The following is a 23,695-nucleotide window of genomic DNA, read 5'->3' as shown; positions in this document are numbered from 1 at the left end:
TAGCTCAACCCTCACACGCCCAGGACGACGCTGACGATCGACTCCTCCATCTTCATGCCGAGGTCGGTTGCCTCTTCGACCCTCGCGTGATCACCTGTGGTCGCTACGTATGCGACTCCCAGGATCCTACCGACCCTGAAGTCGATTATCGTGGCCGTGATGGGATGCCCACTCCTGTTGTAGCCGGCTCTAAGCCCGACTGCTTCGTCGAAGAACCCTTCGGGAGTGAACTGATCGGCTGATACGAGGACCTGGTCTTCACCAGCGTCGGCACCGATGTTGTTGAAAAAGTCACTGAGAAAAACGTCGTGCATCCAGTCGTACACCCCGTCCGGCGTGTTGAAGATGTGCGCCACCGATCCCACCAGGACATCGGCGCCATCGGCACTCTGGTCCACCGAGGGGGACCAGAATTCCCGGACGAACCCATTGACTCGCCCGATCTCTTCAAAACGCTCTTCCGTCGCGCCGGGGAACCCGTGGACGGCCATCTTGGCGTTGCCCAGCTCCTCTTCCCTGGTCTGAGTGTACGATTCGTACCTGTCAGGCAGGCTGTGTACGGGGAGCGCCAGTCTGGGCAGGTCAGACTCGCCAACGCCGAACGTAGCTTGAACCAACTTGGTGGACACTTTCGCCTCCAGTTCTGAATGACCGGCCGACGCAGGCGATTGTTGACCTCAGAATCGACCCGTGTCAAGCGGGGCGGGGCGACCAGGAGCACCTCCCGGAAGTCGTCGTACCAGCAGGAACTCTTCACTTTCTCCTCGTCGTAAATCTCTCGTTCGCCCTGAGCTTGTCGAAGGCCCGTTCATGGTTCGACAGGCTCACCACGAACGAGCTACTCCAGTGACAGCCGAAAATGAAGGAGCCTGATCGTACCTGTGTCTGCCTTACACCTGCGGGATGATACCTGTATAATGGCGCCGTACCTAAATTCCACCTCTAAGAGAGAGCTTTGAATGAACGACAGAAATGAGCCAAAGCGCGGGTTCACACGACGACAGGTTCTCAAGGGAGTACCCCTTGGAATCGCTGGCGCTGCCGCGCTGACCGTGGTATCGAGTCGCTTCCTGTCCGCCTTTGTCAGGCGTAGGGGGATGCCAGACCTGCCCCAGGACTCGATCTTCGCCCCGGACAAGAGCAGGTACCCGGAGGCGTAGTCCTCGTTCATATACGGGATCGAGGCGCTTGCGCGCTTCACGGCAGGGCGAGCGCACTTCACCATAAGTCTGCTGTTTGGGTCCGTCACGTCGGACCACTGAGCAGGAATGCAAATCAGTCCCCAGCCGAAACGGCCGCCCGTAGGCCGGCGAACGAAATCATGACGGTCAACTCCACGATCGCCACTCTGCTTGGAACAGTGTTCATCGCAGCCATGCTTGTTGGCTGCGGCCACAGTCCACAGCCAGACCCCACCGCTGTTCCAGATCCCACCCCAACTCCAATTGACGTTGCTGCACTGCTCACCCGATCGGGTGCGGCGACGTCTGCGCTGAACACCTTCCGATTCCAGCTCGAACACAACCGGGAGGGTGCCACACCCCTGACGGAGAGTCTCCGGGTCACAGAGGCTGATGGCAGGGTAGTCAACCCGGACGCTGTGTCGGTCGATTTCGCTGGCACTCTAGGCAGCTTTGCCGTTCGGTCCAGCCTGATCACGTTGGGAGACGACAGCTACATGACCAACCCGCTGACAGGAGCGTGGGAACAGGTTGCACGCGAGGTCAGCCCGCTGGGCTTCTTCGACCCTCAACGAGGCATCGGGTCGATGATGACGGAAGTACAGAGTCCAGTGCTCATCGAGAAGTCAGACTCGGAGTTCGTGATCGAAGGCGCTCTCCCAGTGGAAGCCCTCGAACCGCTGCTCGGCGGCCTGATGGAGGGGAACACGGTTGACGTGCGCCTTAACATCGACTCGGACAGCCTGTACCTGACACGGGCGATACTGGACGGGCGATTGACGGCGAGTGAGCCGGACGGGGTCGTGCGTACAATCACGCTCTCTGAATTCAACGAGCAGGTCACGATAGAACCACCCGGATGAGTGGCCTCAGGAAGTCCCCCTACCTGGCTCTCCTGCCGGTCTTTGTTGGAGTGTTCATCGCTGCCGACGACCAGACCGTAATCGTCACGGTGCTCCCTGAGATAATGTTCGATCTCAGGGTGCAGATCAACGAGCTTGATCGCGCATCGTGGACCATCACCGGCTACCTGCTCGGCTACGTTGCCGCGATGCCCCTGATGGGGCGCATGTCTGACGTTTGGGGACACCGCAATATGTACGTGGCGTCGATGCTCGTCTTCATGGCCGGGTCGATTGTGGCTGCGCTGACGACCAGCCTGACATGGCTAATAGCCGCGCGTGTTGTTCAGGCCGTAGGTGCCGGTGCGCTGGTGCCCATCTCCATAGCCATCGTGGGAGACCTCTTCGAGCCTGAACGCAGGGCGGTCCCGCTGGGACTCATGGGCGCGTCCGCCGAGGCCGGGGGTGTCATTGGGCCCCTGTGGGGCGGACTGATCAGCAGGTTTCTCGACTGGCCCTGGGTGTTCTGGATCAACATCCCGCTTGGTGCGCTGGTGCTGGTGATGCTGCTCATCATGCTGGGGCCGAGTCCGAGGTATCCATCGCGCATCGACTACATCGGAGGTGGGCTGATCGCGATCAGCCTGTCCATGCTGACGCTGGCGCTGTCGAGGATCGACGCGCTCGGGTGGCCATTCGTAGTCTACGTCGCTGCCGCGGTCGTGACCTTCGGTCTGTTCCTACTGCGACAGAGGACGACGTCGGACCCGCTGATACCGCTTGAGATGTTTAGGGCGGTCTCCTTCAGCTCGGCGAATGTGATACACCTGCTGCTGGGCGCAGCCCTGATAATCGGGATGGTCACAGTTCCCCTCATGGCCAACACTGTACTTGGCCTGACCGCGCTCGACGGCGGTCTCATGCTGATGCGCATGACGATAGCCATTCCCTTTGGAGCCGTGGCAGGCGGGTACGCCGCCCAGCGATTCGGCTATCGTGTGCCCTCGGTAGTGGGGTTGCTGCTTATCGCCCTGGGTTACGGGCTCATGAGTGGTTGGGGTCTGGACATCGTCGACCCGGCCATGACGCTGCACCTGGCAACTGCCGGACTCGGATTCGGACTGCTGATCGCGCCGATCGCCCTGGCAGCGACCAACTCGGTGGACGTGGGGCTCCGGGGCGCTGCCTCCGCGGTCGTGACCGCTATGCGCATCGTCGGCATGACATTCGGACTGGCCGCGCTGACAGCCTGGGGTGTCGGGCGCTTCGCGCAGCTCGTGGTCGGACTCGAGCTACCGCTGCCAGTCGCTGGCGAGACATCGGAGCAGTCCAGCGCGCGGGTGGCCGAGTTCGAGGAGCACCTCATCGACGCCGGACTGTCGGTGTTCAGCGACTTCTTCCTCATAGCGATGGGCGTTGCACTGGCGGCCGTGGTGTCGACAGCCTTCATGGTCCAGCGGCGACTGTCGGACTGATCTGGTAGAATCGCCCTCGATTCGTTCGGGGCAAGCCCCGTTCTTTGATTCATCATCTGAGCCAATGTTGGAGGGCTGATTCGATGTCAAACCAGACCAAGGGAGTGATCGCAGGCGGGAGAGGAGCACCAGTAACTGTCGAGGACATACTTGTTCCAGACCCAGGTCCGGGCGAGGTGCTGATCAGGGTGCAGGCGTGCGGGGTCTGCCATACCGACCTCCACTACCGCGAGGGGGCGATCAACGACGAATTCCCGTTCCTGCTAGGTCACGAGGCCGCTGGGACTGTGGAGAGCGTCGGTGACGGCGTGACCAACGTCGCGCCTGGCGACTTCATCATCATCGCGTGGCGCGCTCCCTGCGGAAACTGCCGCTCGTGCCTGCGCGGACGGCCGTGGTACTGCTTCGACAGCATGAACGCTGAGCAGCAGATGACCCTCGCCGATGGGAGCTCACTCTCTCCAGCCCTGGGAATCGGAGCTTTCACTGAGTTGACCCTTGTGCACTCGGGACAGGCTGTCAAGATTGACCCGGCTGCGTCCGCTGCGGCAGCCGGACTCATCGGCTGCGGCGTGATGGCGGGCCTCGGCGCTGCGGTCAACACCGGCGGAGTCACACGCGGCGACTCGGTTGCGGTCATAGGATGTGGCGGTGTGGGGGACGCGGCCATCGCGGGGTCCCGGCTTGCTGGAGCTCACACGATCATCGCTGTCGACATCGACGACCGCAAGCTGGAGTGGGCCAAGGGCTTCGGCGCGACTCATACTGTCAATTCGAGGCAGACCGACGCTGTCGAGGCGATCAGAGAGCTAACCGGTGGAAACGGCGTCGACGTGGCCATCGAGGCCGTGGGCCATCCCTCCACCTACGAGCAGGCCTTCTTCGCGCGCGATCTCGCAGGGACGGTAGTGCTTGTAGGTGTACCAAGTCCGGACATGAAGATAGAGCTCCCGATGCTCGAGGTATTCGGCAGGGGAGGCTCGCTCAAGTCGTCCTGGTATGGCGACTGCCTGCCGACCCGGGACTTCCCCATGTTCATCGACCTGCACCTGCAGGGCCGTCTCGACCTTGAGGGGTTCGTCTCTGAGACGATAGGCATTAACGACGTCGAAGAGGCGTTCCACAAGATGGAACGCGGCGAGGTGCTGCGCTCGGTAGTGCTCCTGTAGCATTCCCCAGTCATTGGCAAGAAAATCGCCCAGGCCACATACCCAACCGTCATTCCCGCGAAGGCGGGAATCCAGAGGCGGGGAGCGGTCGGGACTTCTTCATCGGAGGATTGCATTGGTCGATCAGCAGACGGTGTACAAGTTCAGACCGGTCGGAGACGGTGACAAGACCGCCAAGACCGACCTATTCTACAGGGAGGAGATCCAGCTTGCGCTCCGCAACAGGGGGATGCCGCTGGAGGGTCTGCACTATGACATCACCCCAACTGGGATGCACTTCCTGCTGATCCACTTCGACATTCCGGTTGCCGATGAAGCGTCGTGGACCCTGGAGATCGGCGGCCTTGTCAACAGTCCCGTCAGGTTGGACATGGACGACATCCGGTCGCGCCCTCAGGTCTCCATGCCGGTGACCATGGAGTGCGCCGGCAACGGCCGGATATTGATGGAACCGCGTGCGATCAGCCAGCCGTGGCTGCTGGAGGCGATCGGTACCGCCGAGTGGACAGGCACGCCGTTGCGTCCGATTCTCGAAGAGGCGGGAATCTCCTCAGACGCGGTCGGGCTGCTGTTCACCGGAACAGATCGCGGAGTCCAGGGAGGCGAGCTTCACGACTACCAGCGGAGTCTGACCATCGAACAGGCGATGCGTGATGAGGTCATGCTGGTCTACGGCATGAACGGGGCGCCCCTGCAACCTCAGCACGGCTACCCGCTGCGCCTTCTGGTGCCCGGCTGGTACGGCATGACGAGCGTGAAGTGGCTGTCGCGCATCGAAGCTATTGACCACCAGTTCGACGGCTACCAGCAGAAGAGGACCTATCGCTACGTGCAGTCAGCAGAAGAGGAGGGCGAGCCGGTCGAACTCATTCGCGTTCGTTCCCTTATGGTGCCGCCCGGAGTCCCCGACTATCTTACACGTACCAGGCTCGTCGAGGCAGGCACGCACCAGGTAGAAGGCAAGGCGTGGGCTGGCAGGCTGGACGTGACGAGGGTGGAGTTCAGCGGTGACGGAGGCCAGACATGGACCGACGCCGACCTCGGACCTCACGTAGGCGACTTCGCATGGCGCTCATGGTCTGCCGAGTGGAAGGCAACGCCCGGAGAACACGTCCTGTGCGTCCGCGCCACCGACGAGGAGGGCAACGAACAGCCCTCAGAGCAGATCTGGAACTACCACGGCATGGGCAACAACATGACCCACCGGGTGGAAGTGCGGGTGGAGTAGTCGAGGGATCCGACATCCGTCAGATGTACTCTACGTGATCTGCCATTCAGCTAGCGCAGTGTGGCGAGCCTTTCCTGCAGTAGTGATTGAGAAGCCTTCCGTTTCTCTTCCACAAAGCTATCGCTGTCAATGATTGCCTGGTCGATCTCCTCTCGGTGATCGAAGTAGTAGGCGAGCGCTGCGTATATGTCGGCTAGCGTGAGATCGTACTCGTCAGCGATCTTGTCTGGGCTCATGCTCATCCGTTCGTGCCACACCACGATGTGCCGGACTTTGATACGCCTGTCCCTGATATGGGGCTCGCCGCCGGAGTAGCCGGGAGTGATGTCTATGTGTCCATCCATATATGCGTTGGTTGGAGTTGGCTTCATATTTCGCCCTACAGAATGATGCTCAGGGGGTTTTCGAGCAGGCCCTTGATCTCGTTGACGAACATTGCGCCCTCTGCGCCGTCGACTATGCGATGATCGGCTGAGAGGGTGGCGGTCATCATCTGGCGGACTACGATCTGGTCGTCGTCATCGACGATCGGGCGCTTCTGGACTGCCCCGACGGCAAGCACTGCTGACTGTGGCGGCTGGATGATCGCCACGAAGCTGGTGACTCCCATCATACCCATGTTGGATATCGCGAATGTGCCGCCCGCGTACTCCTGCGGAGCAAGGGTACCCTGCTGTGCGCGCTCGGCGACCTCCTTGCTGGCCTGTGCGATCTCCCTGAGAGACATCTCTCCTGCGCCGACGATGGCGGGCATTATCAGCCCCTCTTCGACAGCCATCGCGATGCCGACGTTGACGTCGTCGTTCATCCTGAGTCCGCCGTCTTCGTAGAAGGCGTTGAACTTGGGGAACCGCTTCAGCGTGATCACGCTGGCAGCGATTATCAGGTCGTTGACTGTGGCGCGCACGCCGTCTGCCGCCATCACCTGGTTGATCTGCGCCCTCAGCATCATGGCCTTTGTCATATCCACGTCGGTGTTGACGTAGAAGTGAGGCTTCTCGCTCTTCGAGCGGATCGTCACGCGGGCAATCTGCTGCCTCATGCGCGAGAGCGGGATCAGCTCAGGCTCGGGTTCAGCTTCGACCTCGGGCTCGACAACCGGTTCTGGTTCGACTTCAGCGACCGGTGCCGGCTCTGGCTCGGGTTCAGGTTCGACTTCGGCGGCTGGTACCGATTCTGGTACAGCTTCTACCTCAGGCTCGACGACCGACTCTTCTTCGGCAACTGGAACAGGCGCTGGGGTCGTTTCCGTGCCTGCTTCGATGATATTCAGAACGTCTTCCTTGACGATGCGACCGCCCGGTCCGGAGCCGTCGACGGTCGAAAGGTCCACGCCGGACTCGTAGGCAAGCTGCCTGGCGACGGGCGTGGCGAAGACTCTGCCGCCTTCCCTTACCGGCTGCTCGGCAGGAGCTTCTTCCACAGGAGCCGTTGCGACTCCGTCAGTGGAGGGAGCGGAAGCTGCGCCAAGGGGAATGGCCTCGACGGCATCTTGTTCCTCGTCAACCGCCTCCGGTTCGGCCGCCGGCTCTGGAGTTTCAGGCTCGGGCTCCGGTGCATCTGCTACTGCCACATCCCCTTCGCCGACGACTGCAATGGCCTCGCCGACCGGCACGGTAGAACCCTCGGCGACCAGAATCGTCTGCAGGACGCCCGATGCGTACGACTCGAACTCGACGACCGCCTTGTCGGTCTCGATCTCGGCTACCGGCTCGCCCAGCTCCACGTTGGAGCCTTCGGCCTTCAGCCAGCGCACCACGGTGCCTTCCTGCATGTCATATCCCATCTGGGGCATTGTCAGTTCAGTTGCCAACGGTTCTTTCCTCTCTGGGGTTTGAATAAGGCAATGTTAGGACAGCGGTGCTGTTGATGGTAGTAGTTGAACGTTGTTCAAATTGCGAAGTTTCTGGCGATCTCATCTACTACGCGACTTGCGTCAGGGATGGTCGCGGCCTCGATCTGCCCTGAGTAAGGCGCCGGAACGTCGAGTCCACCGACGCGTACCACCGGGCCGTCAAGGTAGTCGAAAGCAGCCTCCTGCACCTCGCTTGCGATCTCGCCGGCGAAGCCGCCCGTGCGCCATGTCTCCTCGACCACGACCGCGCGGTTGGTCTTCTTGACCGACTCCACGATGGTGTCTACGTCGAAGGGCCTGAGCGTTCTCAGGTCTATGACCTCTGCGCGGCGGCCCCTCTCCGCCAGGATGTCCGCGGCTTCCATGGCAATATGCGCCATCCGGGAGTAGCCGACGATGGTCACGTCCGATCCCTCGCGGCGAACTGCGGCCTGTCCGAACGGCACCTCGTAGTACTCGCTCGGCACCTCGCCCCTCGTACCGTAGAGCAGAGCGTGTTCAGCGAAGATGATAGGGTTCTCGTCCTTGATGGACGTCCTCAGCAGCCCGAGAGCGTCGTAGGGGGTCGAAGGAACGGCGACCTTCAGGCCGGGCACCGAAGCGTACCAGCCCTCCAGGCTCTGCGAGTGCGTCGCCGCAAGTTGTGCGCCGCCTCCGGTTACCGTCCTGATGACCATCGGGACCGTGAGCTGACCGTCCGACATGTAGTGGAACTTGGCCGCATGGTTGATGATCTGGTCCATTGCGAGCATCGAGAAGTTGATCGTCATGATCTCGACGATCGGCCTCAGGCCCACGAGCGCGGCCCCGACGGCAGCGCCCACGAAGCCAGACTCCGATATGGGCGTGTCCCGGATTCGCTCCGGACCGAAGTCCTTGAGGAACCCGCGCGTCACGGCGTATGCGCCGTCGTACTCGCCTATGTCCTCTCCGAGGAGAAAGACGTTCTCGTCCTGCTCGAGCGCCTCGCGCAGGCCGTGTGCGATAGCCTCTCTTACGATGATCTCGGCCATGGGTTGTCCGCCCTCACTGGATGTTCGGATTGTCGAATTGGGGATAGTGAATTCTGAATTGCCAATTCACCATTCACTATTCTCAGGCGTAAACGTTTTTGTACAGGGCGTCCATATCCGGGAACGGACTCTCCCGGGCGAACTTGACGACCTCTTCTATCTCCGCGGTGACCTCAGTGTCGATCTCGTGCAGCTCATCCTGCGTTATCAGTCCCTCGCCGAGGGCGAACGCCTTGAACCTGTCGATGGGGTCGTTGATGCGCCACTCCTCGACCTCAGAGTTCTCGCGGTAGTTGACCGGGTCGGCCATCGAGTGTCCGCGATACCGGTACGTCATCGCCTCGATGAAGTAAGGACCGTTGCCGGCCCTCGCGCTCCGGATCGCCTCGTTGGTCCATTCCCGCACTTCCAGCAGGTCCATTCCGTCGACCTGCATGGCCGGGATGTCGTAGTACTCGGCAGACTTGTAGATGTCGCGGCCAGCGGCGTGGGTGCGGTCCACGTGGGTGCCCATACCGTAAAGGTTGTTCTCCAGGAAGAAGATGCACGGCAGCTTCCAGAGGGATGCGAGGTTAAGCGACTCGTGGAACTCGCCCTCGTTCACGGCGCCGTCTCCGAAGAAGATCAGGACGACTCCGTTCTCCTGCTTCATCTTGATGCCGAGGCCTATGCCGACGCCGATGGGCATCTGACCGCCGACTATGGCGTGTCCGCCCATGAAGTGCTTCTCTGCGTCGAACAGGTGCATCGAGCCGCCCTTGCCACCGCTGGACCCTGTCGCCCTGCCGCACAGCTCGGCCATGCACGCCTTGGGGTCCATGCCCCTTGCCAGCGCGTGGCCGTGGTCCCTGTAGTGGGTAATGACGTAGTCCTGCGGCTCGAGAGAGCCGACAGCGCCAACGGCCACAGCTTCCTCGCCTATGTACAGGTGGAGGAAGCCTCGTATGAGACTCTGCATGTAGAGCCGGGAGCTTGCCTCTTCGAACTGTCGGATGAGAAGCATCATCCGGTAGTACTCGGCGACCTGTGCCTTATCGATGTCCAGGGCTACTTTCATGTGATCCTCGGCGTCTGAGGAATGAGTGGCGATGAGTGAGGGGCGAGACTTCTCTTACACTCCTCACTCCTGTGTTCTCACTCCTAGATGTGTATGGCCTCTCCTTCCGCGGCGAGTGCGGCTTCTTTGAGGGCTTCTGAGATCGTCGGATGTGGGTGAACAAGCCAGCCCAGCTCTGTCGTCGTGGCCTCCAGGAGCCGGGTCATGCCCAGCTCGCCAAGAAGCTCTGTGACCTCCGCGCCAATCATGTGTGCGCCAAGGACCTCGCCGATCTCGGCATCGACTACCAGCTTGACCATGCCCTCCGCCTCGTTCAGCGCCAGCGCCTTTCCGCTGGCCGCGAGCGGGAACTTTCCGATCTTCACCGTGTAGCCCTCTTCCTGCGCCTGCTCCTCAGTCATGCCGAAGCTAGCCACCTGTGGTCTGCAGTAGATCGCGCTCGGAATCTGGGCGTAGTCCAGAGGCTGCGGGTTGAGACCTGCGATGTGCTCGACTGCAGTCACGCCCTGTGCAGAAGCAACATGGGCGAGCAGCATCTTGCCCGTGACGTCGCCAATGGCGTAGATGCCCTTGACGTTCGTCTTCATCATGTCGTCGATTGGAATGAAGCTCCGGTCGACCTCTACTCCCACCGTCTCGAGGCCGATCTTGTCGGTGTTCCCTTCGACTCCGACAGCCACCAGGACGATGTCGGCGTCGAGGATGGTGTTCTCGCCCTTGGTGAGGATCGAGACCTTGGCCGTGCCGTCGTTGACTGCGATCCCCTGGACCTGCGCGTCGGTGGCTATCTGGATGCCCTGCCGCCTGAAAGAGCGCTCAAGCTGGGCGCTAATCTCCTCGTCGCCGTTCGGCACGAGTCTTGGAAGCAGCTCCACGATGGTGACGTCGGTGCCGTACGCGCGCCACATGTAGGCGAACTCGCATCCAGTCGCGCCTCCGCCGATGATAACGGCCTTGGTGGGCGCGCGCTGCAGTGCTAGCGCCTCGCGACTGGTGATGACCGTCTCGCCGTCAATGGCGAGCGCAGGGATGTGTCGCTGTCTCGCTCCGGTTGCGACGATGACGTTGTCCGTGGTCAGCGCCTTTGTGCCTTCCGGGCCGTCGACGTGGATAGTAGTGGCGTTTGTGAGAGATCCCATGCCGACGACGTGTTCGACGCCGTTCCTGCGAAGCAGCGTCGCCACCCCACGGGTGAGACGGTCCACGACCCTGCGGCTCCGGTCTATGGCCCTGGAGAAGTCGGCCTTCACGCCATCGACGGTGATTCCGTACTCTTCGGAGTGATTTATGAGGCTGAGCACCTCAGCGTTTCTAAGAAGCGCCTTGGAAGGTATGCAGCCCCAGTTGAGGCAGATGCCCCCCAGGGCATCACGCTCGACAATGGCGGTCTTCATGCCCAGCTGTCCGGCGCGAATCGCAGCTACATAGCCGCCCGGGCCGGAGCCGAGCACCACAACATCATATTCGGCCAACAGTCACCCCTCGAATGATTACGCACGTCTACCTATAGAGTCAGACAGACGCCGCAAGTCATTTTACACCATAGCTAACACTGGTAACAGTTTGTCGCGTTATGGGGAGAACCGTACTTCTCCAGGAGTGAGTGAAGAGGAGTGAGGAGTGAGATGCTGCAAGTATTGCCTGGCAGGCTCCAAATGCCAGCCAACGACCCCCTCTCCCGGGGGTGAGGGCGAAAACGTTGCGCGCGACCCTCCTGAGCAATCTCATCCACCGGCCCCCTCTCCTGGGGGAGAGGGTTGGGGTGAGGGCGAAGACCCCGCCTGACGCATCTCCTCAGCACCCGGAACCAACAGCCCCCACTCCCAGGGGAGAGGGCAGGGTGAGGGCGAAAACCTCGCCTGACGCAACTCAGCTCATCCAGAACCAACAGCCCCCTCTCCTGGGGAGAGGGCTGGGGTGAGGGCGAAAACCTCGCCTGCGGGAATGCTCGAAACTCCTGAGACACCCTCCCAGCAAAACAACCGCACACCACACCCCCTTAAATGGGGGTGTGTGGTTGTTACGGACGTTTGACGTAACGCCTGAAATTCCCTGAATTTACGATTGGACCGCGACACTGAGACAACTGTCCCGCAGTTGTCCCACTCGCTGTCCCGTAACACCTGAAACAGCTTTGAAACACGGTGTTACGCAACCTGCTCCGGGACAGATGGGACATGTCCCGTACACCTGTCCCGGTCATCGGTCTGCGACAAAGTGCGACACAGGTGCGACAGGTGTCGCGGACCTAGATGTGCGACAGAGTGCGACAGGTGCGACAAGTGTCGCGGTCATGCAGATATATCACGCTGTTAAGGTGCTCGCAGAACTGGTTGGACAGTGTGGACCCTCGGCCACCTACTCGAACAACCGTTCGTATCATCCAATTTAGCACAGGTGAGAGGGAATGTGAACATTCACGTAGGGGCGCCCCGGGTTCTGAACCAACGCGGGCAACCACAAGGGTTGCCCCTACGAGTGTGGCTTATCTGATGGAAGCGGCCGTCACCCCCATGACAGCCAGCTACGGGATGCAGTATATTGTTGCCCGAAATACGATTGGGAATCAGTCCCACCGCTTTGCAGAAAATGGGGCGGAGCGTTTTACGAAATACTCACTGGAGGTGATACATGGGCAACCGTCTGGAAGGTAAGGTTGCGGTCGTAACCGGCGCCGGACGTGGTGTCGGCAGGGGCGTCGCGCTTCTGCTGGCTGAAGAGGGTGCGAAGGTCGTCGTCAACGACCTCGGCAGCGACGTCGACGGAACCGGCAGCTCGCACGATCCCGCAGACAGCGTAGTCGCGGAGATCCAGGCCAACGGCGGAGAGGCCGTGGCCAACTTTGACAACATGGCCCTCATGGAGGGCGGTGAATCGGTTATCCAGCAGGCCGTCGACACCTATGGACAGGTGGACGCGCTGGTCAACAGCGTCGGCATGCTCAGGGACCGCATGATCTGGCAGATGACGCCGGACGACTGGGACCGTGTGATGCTCAACAACGCCAAGGCGACGTTCACGGCGACCAAGTTCGCGTGCATCCTGTTCAGGCAGCAGCGAGGCGGACGCATCGTCAACATGACGTCCGACGCAGGTCTCGGCGACATGGGCCGCTCCAACTACGCGGCAGCGTCAGAGGCGATCGTCGGACTCACCAGGACGGTCGGGCGCGACATGGGACGCTACGGCGTCACCTGCAACGCAGGCTGTTCCCCGGCTCGGTCGAGGAGTACCGGGTCGCGGCAGTCGACTCGCCAACTCGCGACGAGCGCGCCGGAATCTTCACGCCTGAGGGTGTGGGCGACTGGGAAGGTCCGGGACACCCCGACGATCCTGACAACGTCGCTCCGCTCGCCGTATACCTATGCACACACGCGTCGCCGCACATCAACTGCAACGTCTTCGGCGTGCGCGGCGGCAGCATCTACCTCTACTCACAGCCCAGAATCGAGCGGGCAGTGCAGAAGTGGGGCAACTTCACGATGGACGAAATGGACGTCCTGTTCCCCAAGATGATCGGAGGCGGCTTCTAGGCCCCCAACCGTCATTCCCGCGAAAGCGGGAACCCACTGTCACGGTGGGACGGTCAGCAATCCAGAAAGGTAGATGTAGCGGCAGGTTTAAAACCTGCCCCTACGGAGGTAAACGACAATGGGCAACAGACTAGATGGAAGAGTGGTAATCGTCACGGGCGCCGGACGTGGAATCGGCGCTGAGGTAGCCAAGTGGATGGCCGCTGACGGCGCATCGGTCGTCGTCAACGACCTCGGCGGCTCGCTCGACGGCACAGGATCCGCAGAGGCTCCGGCAGAGGTCACTGCACAGGCCATTCGAGACGCGGGCGGCACCGCAGTCGCCAACTTCGACTCGGTTGCTGAGTACGAGACTGCCGGCAGGGTAGTCCAGACTGCAATCGACAACTACGGGCGCGTGGACGGGGTCTGCCACGTCGCGGGCATCCTGCGAGACCGTATGGTGTTCAACATGACAGAGGCCGAGTGGGACGCGGTCCTGCAGGTCCACCTGTATGGCGCGTTCAACATGGTCCGCCACTGCGTCCCACACATGATCGATCAGCAGTACGGCCGCATCGTGCTGTTCTCGTCCGGCTCCGGACTTGGAGCCTCGGGCCAGACAAACTACGCCGCCGCCAAGGAAGGGATGGTCGGGTTCGCCCGCTCGCTGGCGAAGGACCTCGCTCATCACGGCATCACCGTTAACGCAGTCTATCCGGGAGGCGCGACCAGGATGACCGAGTCGATTCCCGAATCGACCACGCAGCTACGTCAGCAGCAGCGCACGCAGGCCGCTCCTCAGCAGACGCAGTCGCAGGGACCGCCGATCCAGGGTCCGCCCGAGGCGCGCGACCCCGCGAACAACGCTCCCAAGGCCGTGTACCTGTGCACAGAGGCTGCCGGCAACATCACCGGCCAGGTGGTGGGAGTCAGCGGCTGGCAGGCGACACTGTACTCGCCTCGCCACGTAATACGCAGCATCCACAAGAACGGACGCTGGACGCTGGACGAACTCGACGACCTCATCCCGATTGCAATCGGCGAGGGCCTCGTCAACCCCGTCCCGCCACAGGCGCCTAGGGCTTAGAGGAAGACTAAGTAGGGGCAGGTTTCAAACCTGCCCCTAGATTCCCATCTGCTTTCCTAGAAGATCGATGACGGCGTCCGTCGCCTGACGCTTGTTGCCGTCACGGTCGCCCGCGTCAGTCTGAATGCGCTCTGCGACTTCCAGGCCATCCGGGCCCGCGACGCCGATGTAGAAAGTCCCGATAGGCAGGCCTGAGCGTCCGCCTGTCGGTCCTGCGACGCCCGTCACCGAGACTGCGTAGTCCGTGCCAGTCAGGTCGCGCGCTCCCGTCGCCATCCCGACCGCCACCTCGGGACTCACAGACCCCTTGGTCTCATACACCTCGTCAGGCACGCCCAGCACGCTCTGTTTCAGCCCGCCGGTATAGGCAATTACACCACCCGGAAACCAGCGCGAGCTCCCCGCCACTGTGCTGAACGTATACCCGATCAGCCCACACGTGTCCGCCTCCGCAACCGATACAGTCTGTCCACGCTCCACCAGCGCCTCAGCAATCTGTTCGACGTTCATGATTACTCCTATTGGGAAATCGTGGTAATGCGATTCTCGGTAACTATCCGACCTGGACGTGGGACGTGATCCGCCTCAGCGTCGCGATGGCCGACATGGCCGACAGCTTGCCGGTCTTCGGATTGGTCTCCGACGGCGTGTTCTCGATGAGAATAATGAGCCTGCCGAACTCGCCCTCCACCACTATGTTGTGCGTGTTCCTGACTACTGTCGGGTCTGCGTAGATGCGGATGGTCGTCCTGTACGGACCCACACCGGCCATGCTGAGCGCGGCGGACACGTTCACGTTCGCCGGGAACAGCCTACACGCCTCCAGCACCTGGCCCTCGTAGACGACGGTCGGCTCCGTCACGGCGTCGAGGTCGATGTCCGCCTGCTCGATGCCGGGGGCGCCCCTGAGGCCCTCTGGAGGCTTGCGGGTGATCATCGTGATCGAGTCGATCTGGCCCACTGAGGCCCCTGCCACACCGTCCAGCCCAGCCAGCGCGCCGGACGGCACGTAGATCGTTGCGCCGTTCCTCTCGGCGAGATCGAACAGGTCCTGACGTTGCAGCAGCGCCCCTCCGCTGAGGGCCATCAGGTCCTTCCCGGCAGAGAGCGTCGCAGTCGCAATCGTCTCCATCGCGTTTGCAGGCGCGGCCTCCACGACCAGGTCGACGAGGTTCACCAGGTGATGCAGCTCGACCACCGGCGGTTTGCCCGGCAGAGTCGCCGCGAACTGCGTCGCCCGGCCGAGGCTGCGACTGGTAATCGCGCCGAGTGTCGCGCCCGGAACCGAACCTCCGTCCAGCTCTGTCGCCACCCTGCGCCCGATGGTCCCGCAGCCTGCTATCCCGATGGTCTTCTTGGAATTGCTCATGCGGCCCATACTAGAGACGAGACTGTCCGCTGTCAAAAGGCTCTATAACAGCTTCAAGAGTCCCCTCTCCCTCAGGGAGAGGGCTAGAGCCTGCCCCGGACTTGATCCGGGGGTGAGGGTGAGAATCTGGCCTACCAGAATTGCAGATCATCACCTCCAGAACGTTCCCCTGACACCGCTGATAGCTTCCTGCTAAACTTTTCGCTAGTCCGAAACGAGGGAACCCATGCCCCGAATCACGTCCGAAGAAGTATCCCACCTGGCCTTACTGTGCCGCATCGCGATGACCGACGAAGACGTCGAGCTGATGCGCGACCAGATGTCCAACATCCTCGAAAACATCGATGTGCTCAACCAGGTCGACACCAGCGGCGTCGAGCCGACTGGTCACTCTGTTGACCTCGTGTCAGTGATGCGCGATGACACGGTCTCGCCTTCGACCGACCGGGATGACGTGCTGGCCAACGCCCCACGGCGTGAGGGCGACTTCATCCGGGTCAGGGCGGTGCTGGAATCATGAGCGATTCCCAGCTTACCGATCTGACCATCAGCGAGGCCCGAGGCCTGCTCGACCGTCGCGAAGTGAGCTCAGTGGAGCTTACGAGGGCCGCGCTCGACCGCATCGCGCAGGTCGAAGAGAGCGTCAAGGCGTTCGTGACCGTTACCGAGGACCTCGCGCTCCAGCAGGCTGAAGAGGCCGACCGGCGCATCGCAGCAGGCGATGCCGCACCGCTGACCGGCATCCCGATGCAGCTCAAGGACAACATGACCACGACGGGCGTCGCCACGACCTGCTCGTCGCGGATGCTCGAGGGATTCGTACCACCGTACGACGCGACGGTGACCAAGCGGCTCTACAAGCAGTCCGCAGTGCTCATGGGCAAGGGCAACCTCGACGAGTTCGCGATGGGGTCTTCCACCGAGAACTCGGCGTTCTTCCCAACGCACAACCCGTGGGACCTCGACCGTGTGCCCGGCGGCAGCAGCGGAGGCCCGGCGGCCTCAGTCGCGGCAGGGGAGTGCTTCTACTCCCTCGGCTCCGATACTGGAGGCAGCATCCGGCAGCCCGCGTCGCTGTGCGGAGTCGTCGGACTCAAGCCGACGTATGGGCTCGTGTCGCGCTACGGGCTGGTGGCCTTCGCTAGCTCACTCGACCAGATCGGACCGATCACAAGAGACGTGACCGATGCCGCTCTCGTAATGAACGCGATTGGTGGTCACGATCCAATGGACTCAACATCGCTTGACGTAGAGATGCCCGACTACACGGCCTCACTCGGCAAAGATCTGTTGGGCCTGAGAATTGGCGTTCCGAAAGAGTACTTTGTAGATGGTATGGAGCCCTCTGTGGAAGCATCGACGCGCCGCTCAATCGCGCTGCTGGAAGACCTCGGCGCTGAGGTTGCCGAGACATCGCTGCCGCATACGTCATACGCGCTCTCCGTCTACTATATCCTCGCACCGTCGGAGTGCTCAGCGAACCTGGCACGTTACGACGGCGTGAAGTACGGCTTCTCCGACCGCGAATCAGAGTCCATGTGGGACGCGCTGGAGCAGACACGAGGCCACGGATTCGGCCCGGAGGTCAAGCGTCGCATCATGCTCGGCACCTACGCGCTGTCCGCTGGCTACTACGACGCCTTCTACCTCAAGGCGCAGCAGGTGCGCACGATCATCAGGCAGGAGTTCGAGACCGAGTTCGAGAAGTTCGACGCCATCGTTTCGGCGACTTCACCAACTGTGGCGTTCGAACTCGGCGCGAAGACGTCCGACCCGCTCCAGATGTACCTCTCCGACGTGCTGACCCTGCCAGCGAACATCGCCGGAATCCCCGGAATGTCTGTCCCTGCGGGACTATCCGACGACGGGCTACCCATCGGCTTCCAGATTCTCAGCAAGCACCTGGGCGAGCCGACCCTCTTCAGGATAGCCCACGCCTTCGAACAGGCCTCCGGCTGGAACGGCCAGAGACCTCCGTTATATCCCTGAGGCCGCGCCCGCAAACCGTCATTCCGGCGAAGGCCGGAACCCACGAAGTGGCTCGCCGCTCGGCAATCCAGGGGAGGTCGAAGGGGACTCCACGCCCGTAACTTGCGGAACAGGATGCAATTGAATGAGTACTTCAGACGACCTCTCCATCCGCATAACCGGCATCGAGCCTTGGGACCCACCCGACGGCGAGCCGGGCCGCAGCATGACACTCCACACCACACGCGGAGACGTCCGCTCGATTGTCCACCACGACCAGGAAGTCAGAACGACGAAGGGCATCATCTGGGTGTGGGGAGCGCGAGGCGGATTCGCAGGTCCTGCAGAGGGCATCTACCGCGACCTCGCTGAGGAACTTCGGCACGAGATCACGTCGGTCCGGATCGACTATCGCCAGCCGAACGTGATCCCAGAGTGCGTCATGGATACGCTTGTCGGGGTCTCGTTCCTGACAGGCACTGGGCACACCGACATCGCCCTCGTCGGGCACTCGTTTGGCGGAGCAGTCGTCATATCGGCGGCTCCGTTCAGCGAAGAGGTCAAGGCCGTCGCCGCGCTGTCTAGTCAGACCTACGGCGCCCAGCGCGCCGCGCTCGTGTCGCCGCGTCCACTCCTGCTAGCCCACGGAGGATCAGACACGCGCCTGCCCTCATACTGCTCCGAGCAGATCCACACCTGGGCCGAAGAGCCAAAAGAGCTGGTCATATACCCCGGAGCCGAACACGGCCTCGTCGAGTGCAAAGACGAACTCAGACCCATGCTCCGAGACTGGCTGCGCGCCAAGCTGGGGCTGTAGGGCAGCGTAGATAGGAAGCGACAACTCAAAGTACGCTGCTTCCCAACAGAGTGATTGCATTGCAATCATTCTGTGATATTCTATAGAAAAGATAGGGAGGGTCAACTTTGGCCAGCATCATAGTGCGGAACTTGGATGAGCAGGTCAAGCAGAAGCTGCGTGTCCGCGCTGCAGCGAATGGCAAGTCCATGGAGCAAGAAGTCAGGGACATCCTGAGGATCGCGGTGGAAGACGAACGTCAGCCCACTGGGGATCTGGCAAGTGCAATACGTGCCCGTTTCGCTCCTCTAGGAGGAGTTGACCTCAATGTACCGCCACGCGATGCCATGAGAGAACCGCCGCAGTTCGTCTGAGGACGCGGTCATGATCATCCTGGATACGAATGTAGTGTCTGAGCTAATGCTGCCAAGCCCTTCCCCGAGGGTGGTTGAGTGGGTCACGCAGCAACCAGCCACAAGCCTGTTTCTTACAACTGTCAGCGAGGCGGAGTTGCGCTACGGTGTTGAGATTTTGCCTATAGGGCGACGACGCAACAGGCTACTCTCCGCCATTGAAGGAATGCTCAGGGATGACTTTGCGGGGCGCATCCTGCTATTCGACCGCCCGGCGACTCGATCATACGCTCTGGTAGGAGCATCACGTCGTGCTGCGGGACTCCCAATCAGCCACGCCGATTGTCAGATCGCTGCCATAGCCAGATCCGTTGGCGCTTCAGTGGCTACAAGGAACATTGGCGACTTCGAGGACTGTGGAGTCGATCTGATTGAACCCTGGTTTGAAACCCAGATCTAGCGTCATTGAGAGGGCATTCTCCTCCGCCAGTCGTTGTCAGGCAAACGCTGTCACGATATACACTGCGCCACGAAGCCAGTCCCAGATAGAAGCGAGGACTCCTCATGGGCGAATTTGACGACACTCCACAACACGCGAGGAGACGTCCGGTCGATTGTCCACCACGACCACGAAGTCTGCACCACCTGGGGCATCATCTGGGTGTGGGGAGCGCGAGACGGCTTCGCAGGCCCGGCCGAGGGCATCTACCGCGACATCGCCGAGGAGCTTCGGCATGAGATCACCTCGGTCAGAATCGGCTACCGCCAGCCGAACGTGATCTCGGAGTGCGTGATGGCCGCGCTGGTCGGCGTCTCGTTCCTGACCGGCACCGGGCACACCGACATCGCACTGGTAGGACACTCGTTCCGAGGCGCAGTCGTCATATCGACCGCGCCGTTCAGCGAGGAGATCAAGGCCCTATCCGCGCTGTCCAGTCAGACCTACGGCGCACAGCGCGCAGCCCAAGTCGCCCTGCGTCCGCTACTCCTGGCGCACGGCGCCAACGACACACGCTTTCCCCCATACTGCTCCGAAATGATCCACTCCTGGGCCGAAGAGCCCAAGGAGCTGGTCCTCTACCCCGGAGCCGAACACGGCCTCGTCGAGTGCAAAGACGAGCTGAGGACGATGCTGCGCGACTGGCTGAGGGGGAATCTGGGGTTGTAGGCCAGAGGTGGTTGAGCTTCCATTCCCGAAGTAGAGGGAGCCTAGTCCTGCACTATCAGATCTTTCACCTTACTCTGCTCAGAGAGAACTGTAAGCACAACACATCTCTGGATTCTGGCTGGTGCACGAAAGGCTCCATTAACTTGGGCAGCGTAGTAGATTAGAGCCCTAAAGCCGCTAACTGAACGGCGGCCTGGGACGATGTACAGCATCCTCCAGACTCATATGAGGCGATCACGACTCTGGTGCTACAGATAGAGTGTACTAAGACTCTTGCCGTGATAAACTGAGGCCGCGCCGCAGTTTGTGGAGTGACAGGGTGGGACTTAAGTCACTTGGGGCTAGGGAGGTAGATAGATGCGAACTGTTTCTTCAATCCGACTGGCGATCACATCCGCACTGGTAGCCACGTTGCTTGTTACAGCGTTGGCATGCACAAGAACAGTCGAGGTTCCTGGTGAGACGGTGGTGGTGGAGAAAGAGGTAGTCAAGACGGTCGAAGTGCCAGGTGAGACCGTTAAGATAGAGGTGGTGAAGGAGGTTGAGGTTCCTGGTGAGACGGTGGTGGTGGAGAAAGAGGTAGTCAAGACGGTCGAAGTGCCAGGTGAGACCGTGACCATAGAGGTGGTGAAGGAGGTCGAGGTTCCCGGTCAGACAGTAGTGGTGGAAAAGCAGGTCCCGGTAGTCACAGAGGTAGTGAAGGAAGTGGTGGTTGAGGGCGAGAGATTCACTAGGAACATCTGGGGACAGGTGGTGGAGAAGCCTCAATATGGTGGGACGATCCCCGTCGCTATAGATGGTGACTTCGTCTCTTGGGATCCAATGGACATCCTCAAGGGCCAGGGTGCTTCCTGGACTAACCAGATGATCTTTAACAGGCTGGGTCAAGTAGACTACTCGATACCCCGGGACCAGTTCGATGCCACCGCCTTGTCTTCCATCGATACGACAACTGGAGCACTGGCAGAAAGCTGGGAGCAGGTCGACCCCCTGACACTCAGGTTCACTATACGTCAGGGTGTAAACTGGCAGAATAAGGGCCTGCCCGCTGGCCGCGAGATGAACGCCAAGGATGTCGAGTTCAGCTTCCATAGGTCGATGGGCCTTGGCAGTGGGTTCACTGAACCTGGGCCGTATGTCAACCAGGTAAAGGCTCTTCCCGTCACCTCCGTTGAGGCCGTCGACGATTGGACGGTGGAGGTGAAGTCTTCAGAATTCAGCTTTAAGACCCTGGAAGTGCTGTTCTTCGAATCGAGTGGCGGCGCGGTTATCGTCCCTCCTGAAATGATTAATGAATATGGGAACGAGCAAGGATCTATCACCGAATGGAAGCACATTGTCGGTACCGGACCTTACCTCGTAACTGACTATCGCGATGGGTCATCTGCGACGTTTGAGAAGAATGCAAACTACTGGGAATTCGATCCAGTCCACCCAGCGAACCGCTTGCCGTATGCTGACGAAATCAAGATGCTCATCATTCCGGATATTGCGACCAAGGTTGCCGCTCTGAGAACCGGCAGGATTGCGATGCTGGGAGGACGAGGGATGCCACTCGACCAGGTCTGGAGCTTGCAAAAGACCAATCCCGAACTTGTGGTTACGAAAGTAGCAGGAACTTCGGTGAATATGGCGTTTAACCTCTCAAGGCAGCCACTGGGGAACCACAATGTGCGCATCGCCATGCAGAAAGCGCTTGACTTGAACACTGTGGCACAGGCCTACTACCGGGGCTTCGCAGACCCTACTCCGATAGGCAGCGCCTTCCCCCTTGCGGGCCAGTTCACGCCTTATGAGGAATGGCCTGACGAGACAAAGTGGAAGTACATGTACGACCCAGAGGCTGCTGAGAAGCTCCTTGATGAGGCCGGACTGCCCAGAGGATCGGATGGCGTCAGGTTCAAGACCACAATGGATGTAACCGACGGTTGGGGCGCCGACCTTGATGTGATGCTGATTGCCAGAGACTACTGGAAACGGGTCGGTATAGACGTCGAGATCATTCAGCTCTCTGATGGCGACTACGCATGGCAGAAGAACCAAGCCCTTGACTACGACTTAGTGCAGTGCGGTTGCAGGGGGAAGATGTTGGATGCCATCTCCACCCTTCGCGGTCGCTTCCACTCAACGAAGGGCTGGGGCAACACCGCAGATGATCCCATGTGGGGCGCGGGTAGTGTCTACGCCGTAAACGACCCGACTTTCGATGCCTTTGTGGACGCGGCCGAAACGGCTACCACACGTGAGGAGTTGAATGACAACATCAGGAAAATGGAGCAGTACTACTCCGACCAGGTTTGGGCGCTGTTCTGGCCTCCTGTAGTCCAAGCCGTCAGGATGAACCCGCCTTGGATCAAGGGTTACAACGGCGAAGCCGGCGCTCTGGATGAGGGCTGGACGATTGCTCTCAAGTTCACTTGGGTTGACCAAGAACTGAAGAGCGACATGGGGCACTAGCATACACCTTTCCAATTTATGGAACGTGAATTGGTTGGTGGGCATCGCCCACCAACCACCTCGGAGACTCCCATGTCCCCATGTCCCATCAAGGTCTGACACACGCGCTTAACTGTTTCTTCCCCCGTCCATTGATGGGCGAGACTTGGGATTAGGTCTAAACTTGCGCCCTCACGCCGAACGAGGTCTGGTGTGCTCGTCTATACCACAAGACGCCTGCTGCTGATCATACCCACACTGCTTATCGTCTCGATGATAGTCTTCCTGACCGTGCGCCTCTTGCCGGGAGATATAGTAGACAGCATCGCCAAGAGTGCGGTATTGGCCGGTGGGGGACCCGTAGACCGCGAAGCAATCGAACGCGTCCTTGGTCTGGATGTCCCGATCTACGTTCAGTATGCTCGCTGGCTTGGCGACATCGTTCTGCACGGTGATCTGGGCGACTCCCTGCGCTCCGGTGAACCGGTGGCTGCGAAGATCGGCAGTAGGTTGGCGGTTACTTTTGAGCTCGGGCTCATCTCCATAGTGATGGCATTGCTAATAGGGCTGCCAATTGGCATATATTCGGCAATCCGCCCTGATACGATCGGTGACTATCTGGGCCGCAGCGTGTCCATAACCCTCATAGCCATACCTAGCTTCTGGGCCGCGACCCTAGTAGTACTCTACCCCTCCATCTGGTGGGGATGGTCACCCCCAATGGAGTTAATTCCATTCTCCGAGGATCCCTTGGGCAACTTGGGTCAGTTCATAATTCCTTCTTTCGTCACGGGCATGTGGATGTCGGGGGTCGGAATGAGAATGACCCGCACCATGATGTTGGAAGAGATGCGCAAGGACCACATCAGGACCGCCTGGGCAAAGGGCCTAGGTGAGGGAGTCGTTGTCACAAGGCATGCCCTCAAGAACGCATTGATTCCGGTAATCAGCATCATAGGCTTGGAGCTTCCGATGCTGGTAGCTGGCGCGATCATTGCTGAGCAGATATTCGCCCTGCCCGGCATGGGGCGCCTGCTGCTGGAGGCACTGCACGGAAAAGACTACACAGTGATATCCGGGGTTAACCTGATCATCGCGACCGCGATAGTGATGTCGAACCTACTGGTGGATCTCTCATACGCCTATCTGGACCCAAGAGTCCGGTACAGCTAGTCGAGGCATG

General features: G+C 60.6%; 23 protein-coding genes. 15 read left to right on the top strand and 8 right to left on the bottom strand.

All coding sequences use genetic code 11. The features are described from left to right. Window positions 1-11: 11 nt before the first annotated feature. On the bottom strand, window positions 12-629 hold the full coding sequence (locus J4G14_08425; protein MCE2457826.1) for a hypothetical protein: 618 nt from the start codon (window positions 627-629) through the stop codon (window positions 12-14). A 330-nt stretch (window positions 630-959) separates the two neighbouring features. Here J4G14_08425 and J4G14_08420 point away from each other — a divergent pair, with 330 nt between their 5' ends. The 5 genes from J4G14_08420 to J4G14_08400 all read left to right on the top strand — a co-directional run bounded on the left by J4G14_08420 (window position 960) and on the right by J4G14_08400 (window position 5,895). Beyond that, complete coding sequence (locus tag J4G14_08420; protein MCE2457825.1) at window positions 960-1,160, top strand: twin-arginine translocation signal domain-containing protein; 201 nt, start codon at window positions 960-962, stop codon at window positions 1,158-1,160. 161 nt (window positions 1,161-1,321) lie between these two features. Further along, window positions 1,322-2,044, top strand: coding sequence for an LppX_LprAFG lipoprotein (locus J4G14_08415; protein MCE2457824.1), 723 nt, complete (start codon window positions 1,322-1,324; stop codon window positions 2,042-2,044). Beyond that, the gene (locus tag J4G14_08410) at window positions 2,041-3,498 is read left to right on the top strand and encodes an MFS transporter (protein ID MCE2457823.1); all 1,458 of its coding nucleotides are present in this window, start codon (window positions 2,041-2,043) and stop codon (window positions 3,496-3,498) included. The genes J4G14_08415 and J4G14_08410 overlap by 4 nt, the downstream gene beginning before the upstream one ends. An 83-nt stretch (window positions 3,499-3,581) precedes the next feature. After that, a complete protein-coding gene (locus J4G14_08405; GenBank protein ID MCE2457822.1) occupies window positions 3,582-4,667 on the top strand; it encodes an S-(hydroxymethyl)mycothiol dehydrogenase in 1,086 nt (361 codons plus the stop codon). A 229-nt stretch (window positions 4,668-4,896) separates the two neighbouring features. Next, window positions 4,897-5,895, top strand: coding sequence for a sulfite oxidase (locus J4G14_08400; GenBank protein MCE2457821.1), 999 nt, complete (start codon window positions 4,897-4,899; stop codon window positions 5,893-5,895). A 50-nt stretch (window positions 5,896-5,945) separates the two neighbouring features. Here the strand turns inward: J4G14_08400 and J4G14_08395 are convergent, their stop codons facing one another. The 5 genes from J4G14_08395 to lpdA all read right to left on the bottom strand — a co-directional run bounded on the left by J4G14_08395 (window position 5,946) and on the right by lpdA (window position 11,295). Continuing rightward, window positions 5,946-6,239, bottom strand: coding sequence for a DUF433 domain-containing protein (locus J4G14_08395; protein ID MCE2457820.1), 294 nt, complete (start codon window positions 6,237-6,239; stop codon window positions 5,946-5,948). Window positions 6,240-6,274: 35 nt separating this feature from the next. After that, a complete protein-coding gene (locus tag J4G14_08390; protein MCE2457819.1) occupies window positions 6,275-7,708 on the bottom strand; it encodes a 2-oxo acid dehydrogenase subunit E2 in 1,434 nt (477 codons plus the stop codon). Window positions 7,709-7,785: 77 nt separating this feature from the next. Further along, a complete protein-coding gene (locus J4G14_08385) occupies window positions 7,786-8,763 on the bottom strand; it encodes an alpha-ketoacid dehydrogenase subunit beta (GenBank protein ID MCE2457818.1) in 978 nt (325 codons plus the stop codon). Window positions 8,764-8,845: 82 nt separating this feature from the next. Next, the gene (gene pdhA, locus J4G14_08380; GenBank protein ID MCE2457817.1) at window positions 8,846-9,820 is read right to left on the bottom strand and encodes a pyruvate dehydrogenase (acetyl-transferring) E1 component subunit alpha; all 975 of its coding nucleotides are present in this window, start codon (window positions 9,818-9,820) and stop codon (window positions 8,846-8,848) included. Window positions 9,821-9,903: 83 nt separating this feature from the next. Beyond that, the gene (gene lpdA / locus J4G14_08375) at window positions 9,904-11,295 is read right to left on the bottom strand and encodes a dihydrolipoyl dehydrogenase (GenBank protein MCE2457816.1); all 1,392 of its coding nucleotides are present in this window, start codon (window positions 11,293-11,295) and stop codon (window positions 9,904-9,906) included. A gap of 1,156 nt (window positions 11,296-12,451) precedes the next feature. Between lpdA and J4G14_08370 the strand changes: the two genes are divergently transcribed. Together J4G14_08370 and J4G14_08365 are read left to right on the top strand one after the other, a co-directional pair. After that, window positions 12,452-13,336 carry an SDR family NAD(P)-dependent oxidoreductase gene (locus J4G14_08370; protein MCE2457815.1) on the top strand — a complete coding sequence of 295 codons (885 nt, stop codon included), beginning with the start codon at window positions 12,452-12,454 and terminating at the stop codon, window positions 13,334-13,336. Window positions 13,337-13,471: 135 nt separating this feature from the next. After that, complete coding sequence (locus tag J4G14_08365) at window positions 13,472-14,422, top strand: SDR family NAD(P)-dependent oxidoreductase (protein ID MCE2457814.1); 951 nt, start codon at window positions 13,472-13,474, stop codon at window positions 14,420-14,422. A gap of 36 nt (window positions 14,423-14,458) precedes the next feature. Here the strand turns inward: J4G14_08365 and J4G14_08360 are convergent, their stop codons facing one another. Both J4G14_08360 and J4G14_08355 read right to left on the bottom strand, forming a co-directional pair. After that, a complete protein-coding gene (locus J4G14_08360; protein ID MCE2457813.1) occupies window positions 14,459-14,932 on the bottom strand; it encodes a CinA family protein in 474 nt (157 codons plus the stop codon). A gap of 43 nt (window positions 14,933-14,975) precedes the next feature. Beyond that, window positions 14,976-15,791 carry an aspartate dehydrogenase gene (locus J4G14_08355; protein MCE2457812.1) on the bottom strand — a complete coding sequence of 272 codons (816 nt, stop codon included), beginning with the start codon at window positions 15,789-15,791 and terminating at the stop codon, window positions 14,976-14,978. 226 nt (window positions 15,792-16,017) lie between these two features. On the opposite strand from J4G14_08355, the gene gatC reads away from it, so the two are divergent. The 8 genes from gatC (at window position 16,018) to J4G14_08315 (ending at window position 23,685) form a co-directional block, all read left to right on the top strand. Beyond that, the gene (gene gatC, locus J4G14_08350; protein MCE2457811.1) at window positions 16,018-16,311 is read left to right on the top strand and encodes an Asp-tRNA(Asn)/Glu-tRNA(Gln) amidotransferase subunit GatC; all 294 of its coding nucleotides are present in this window, start codon (window positions 16,018-16,020) and stop codon (window positions 16,309-16,311) included. Beyond that, complete coding sequence (gene gatA, locus J4G14_08345) at window positions 16,308-17,780, top strand: Asp-tRNA(Asn)/Glu-tRNA(Gln) amidotransferase subunit GatA (protein ID MCE2457810.1); 1,473 nt, start codon at window positions 16,308-16,310, stop codon at window positions 17,778-17,780. The genes gatC and gatA overlap by 4 nt, the downstream gene beginning before the upstream one ends. Window positions 17,781-17,904: 124 nt before the next feature. Further along, entirely contained in the window at window positions 17,905-18,576 is a 672-nt protein-coding gene (locus J4G14_08340; GenBank protein ID MCE2457809.1) for a dienelactone hydrolase family protein, read from the top strand. A 107-nt stretch (window positions 18,577-18,683) separates the two neighbouring features. Further along, complete coding sequence (locus J4G14_08335) at window positions 18,684-18,929, top strand: plasmid stabilization protein (protein MCE2457808.1); 246 nt, start codon at window positions 18,684-18,686, stop codon at window positions 18,927-18,929. Window positions 18,930-18,939: 10 nt separating this feature from the next. Then, window positions 18,940-19,368 carry a type II toxin-antitoxin system VapC family toxin gene (locus J4G14_08330; protein ID MCE2457807.1) on the top strand — a complete coding sequence of 143 codons (429 nt, stop codon included), beginning with the start codon at window positions 18,940-18,942 and terminating at the stop codon, window positions 19,366-19,368. Window positions 19,369-19,482: 114 nt separating this feature from the next. Further along, window positions 19,483-20,076 (top strand): alpha/beta hydrolase, encoded by a 594-nt coding sequence (locus J4G14_08325; GenBank protein ID MCE2457806.1) that lies wholly within the window; start codon window positions 19,483-19,485, stop codon window positions 20,074-20,076. 357 nt (window positions 20,077-20,433) lie between these two features. Beyond that, window positions 20,434-22,533 (top strand): ABC transporter substrate-binding protein, encoded by a 2,100-nt coding sequence (locus J4G14_08320; GenBank protein MCE2457805.1) that lies wholly within the window; start codon window positions 20,434-20,436, stop codon window positions 22,531-22,533. A gap of 252 nt (window positions 22,534-22,785) precedes the next feature. After that, on the top strand, window positions 22,786-23,685 hold the full coding sequence (locus J4G14_08315) for an ABC transporter permease (protein MCE2457804.1): 900 nt from the start codon (window positions 22,786-22,788) through the stop codon (window positions 23,683-23,685). Window positions 23,686-23,695 lie beyond the last annotated feature (10 nt).

Source organism: Dehalococcoidia bacterium (genome assembly GCA_021295915.1).
GTDB lineage: Bacteria > Chloroflexota > Dehalococcoidia > Lucifugimonadales > UBA1123 > VXRN01.
This window is presented reverse-complemented; position numbering and strand designations above follow the sequence as displayed.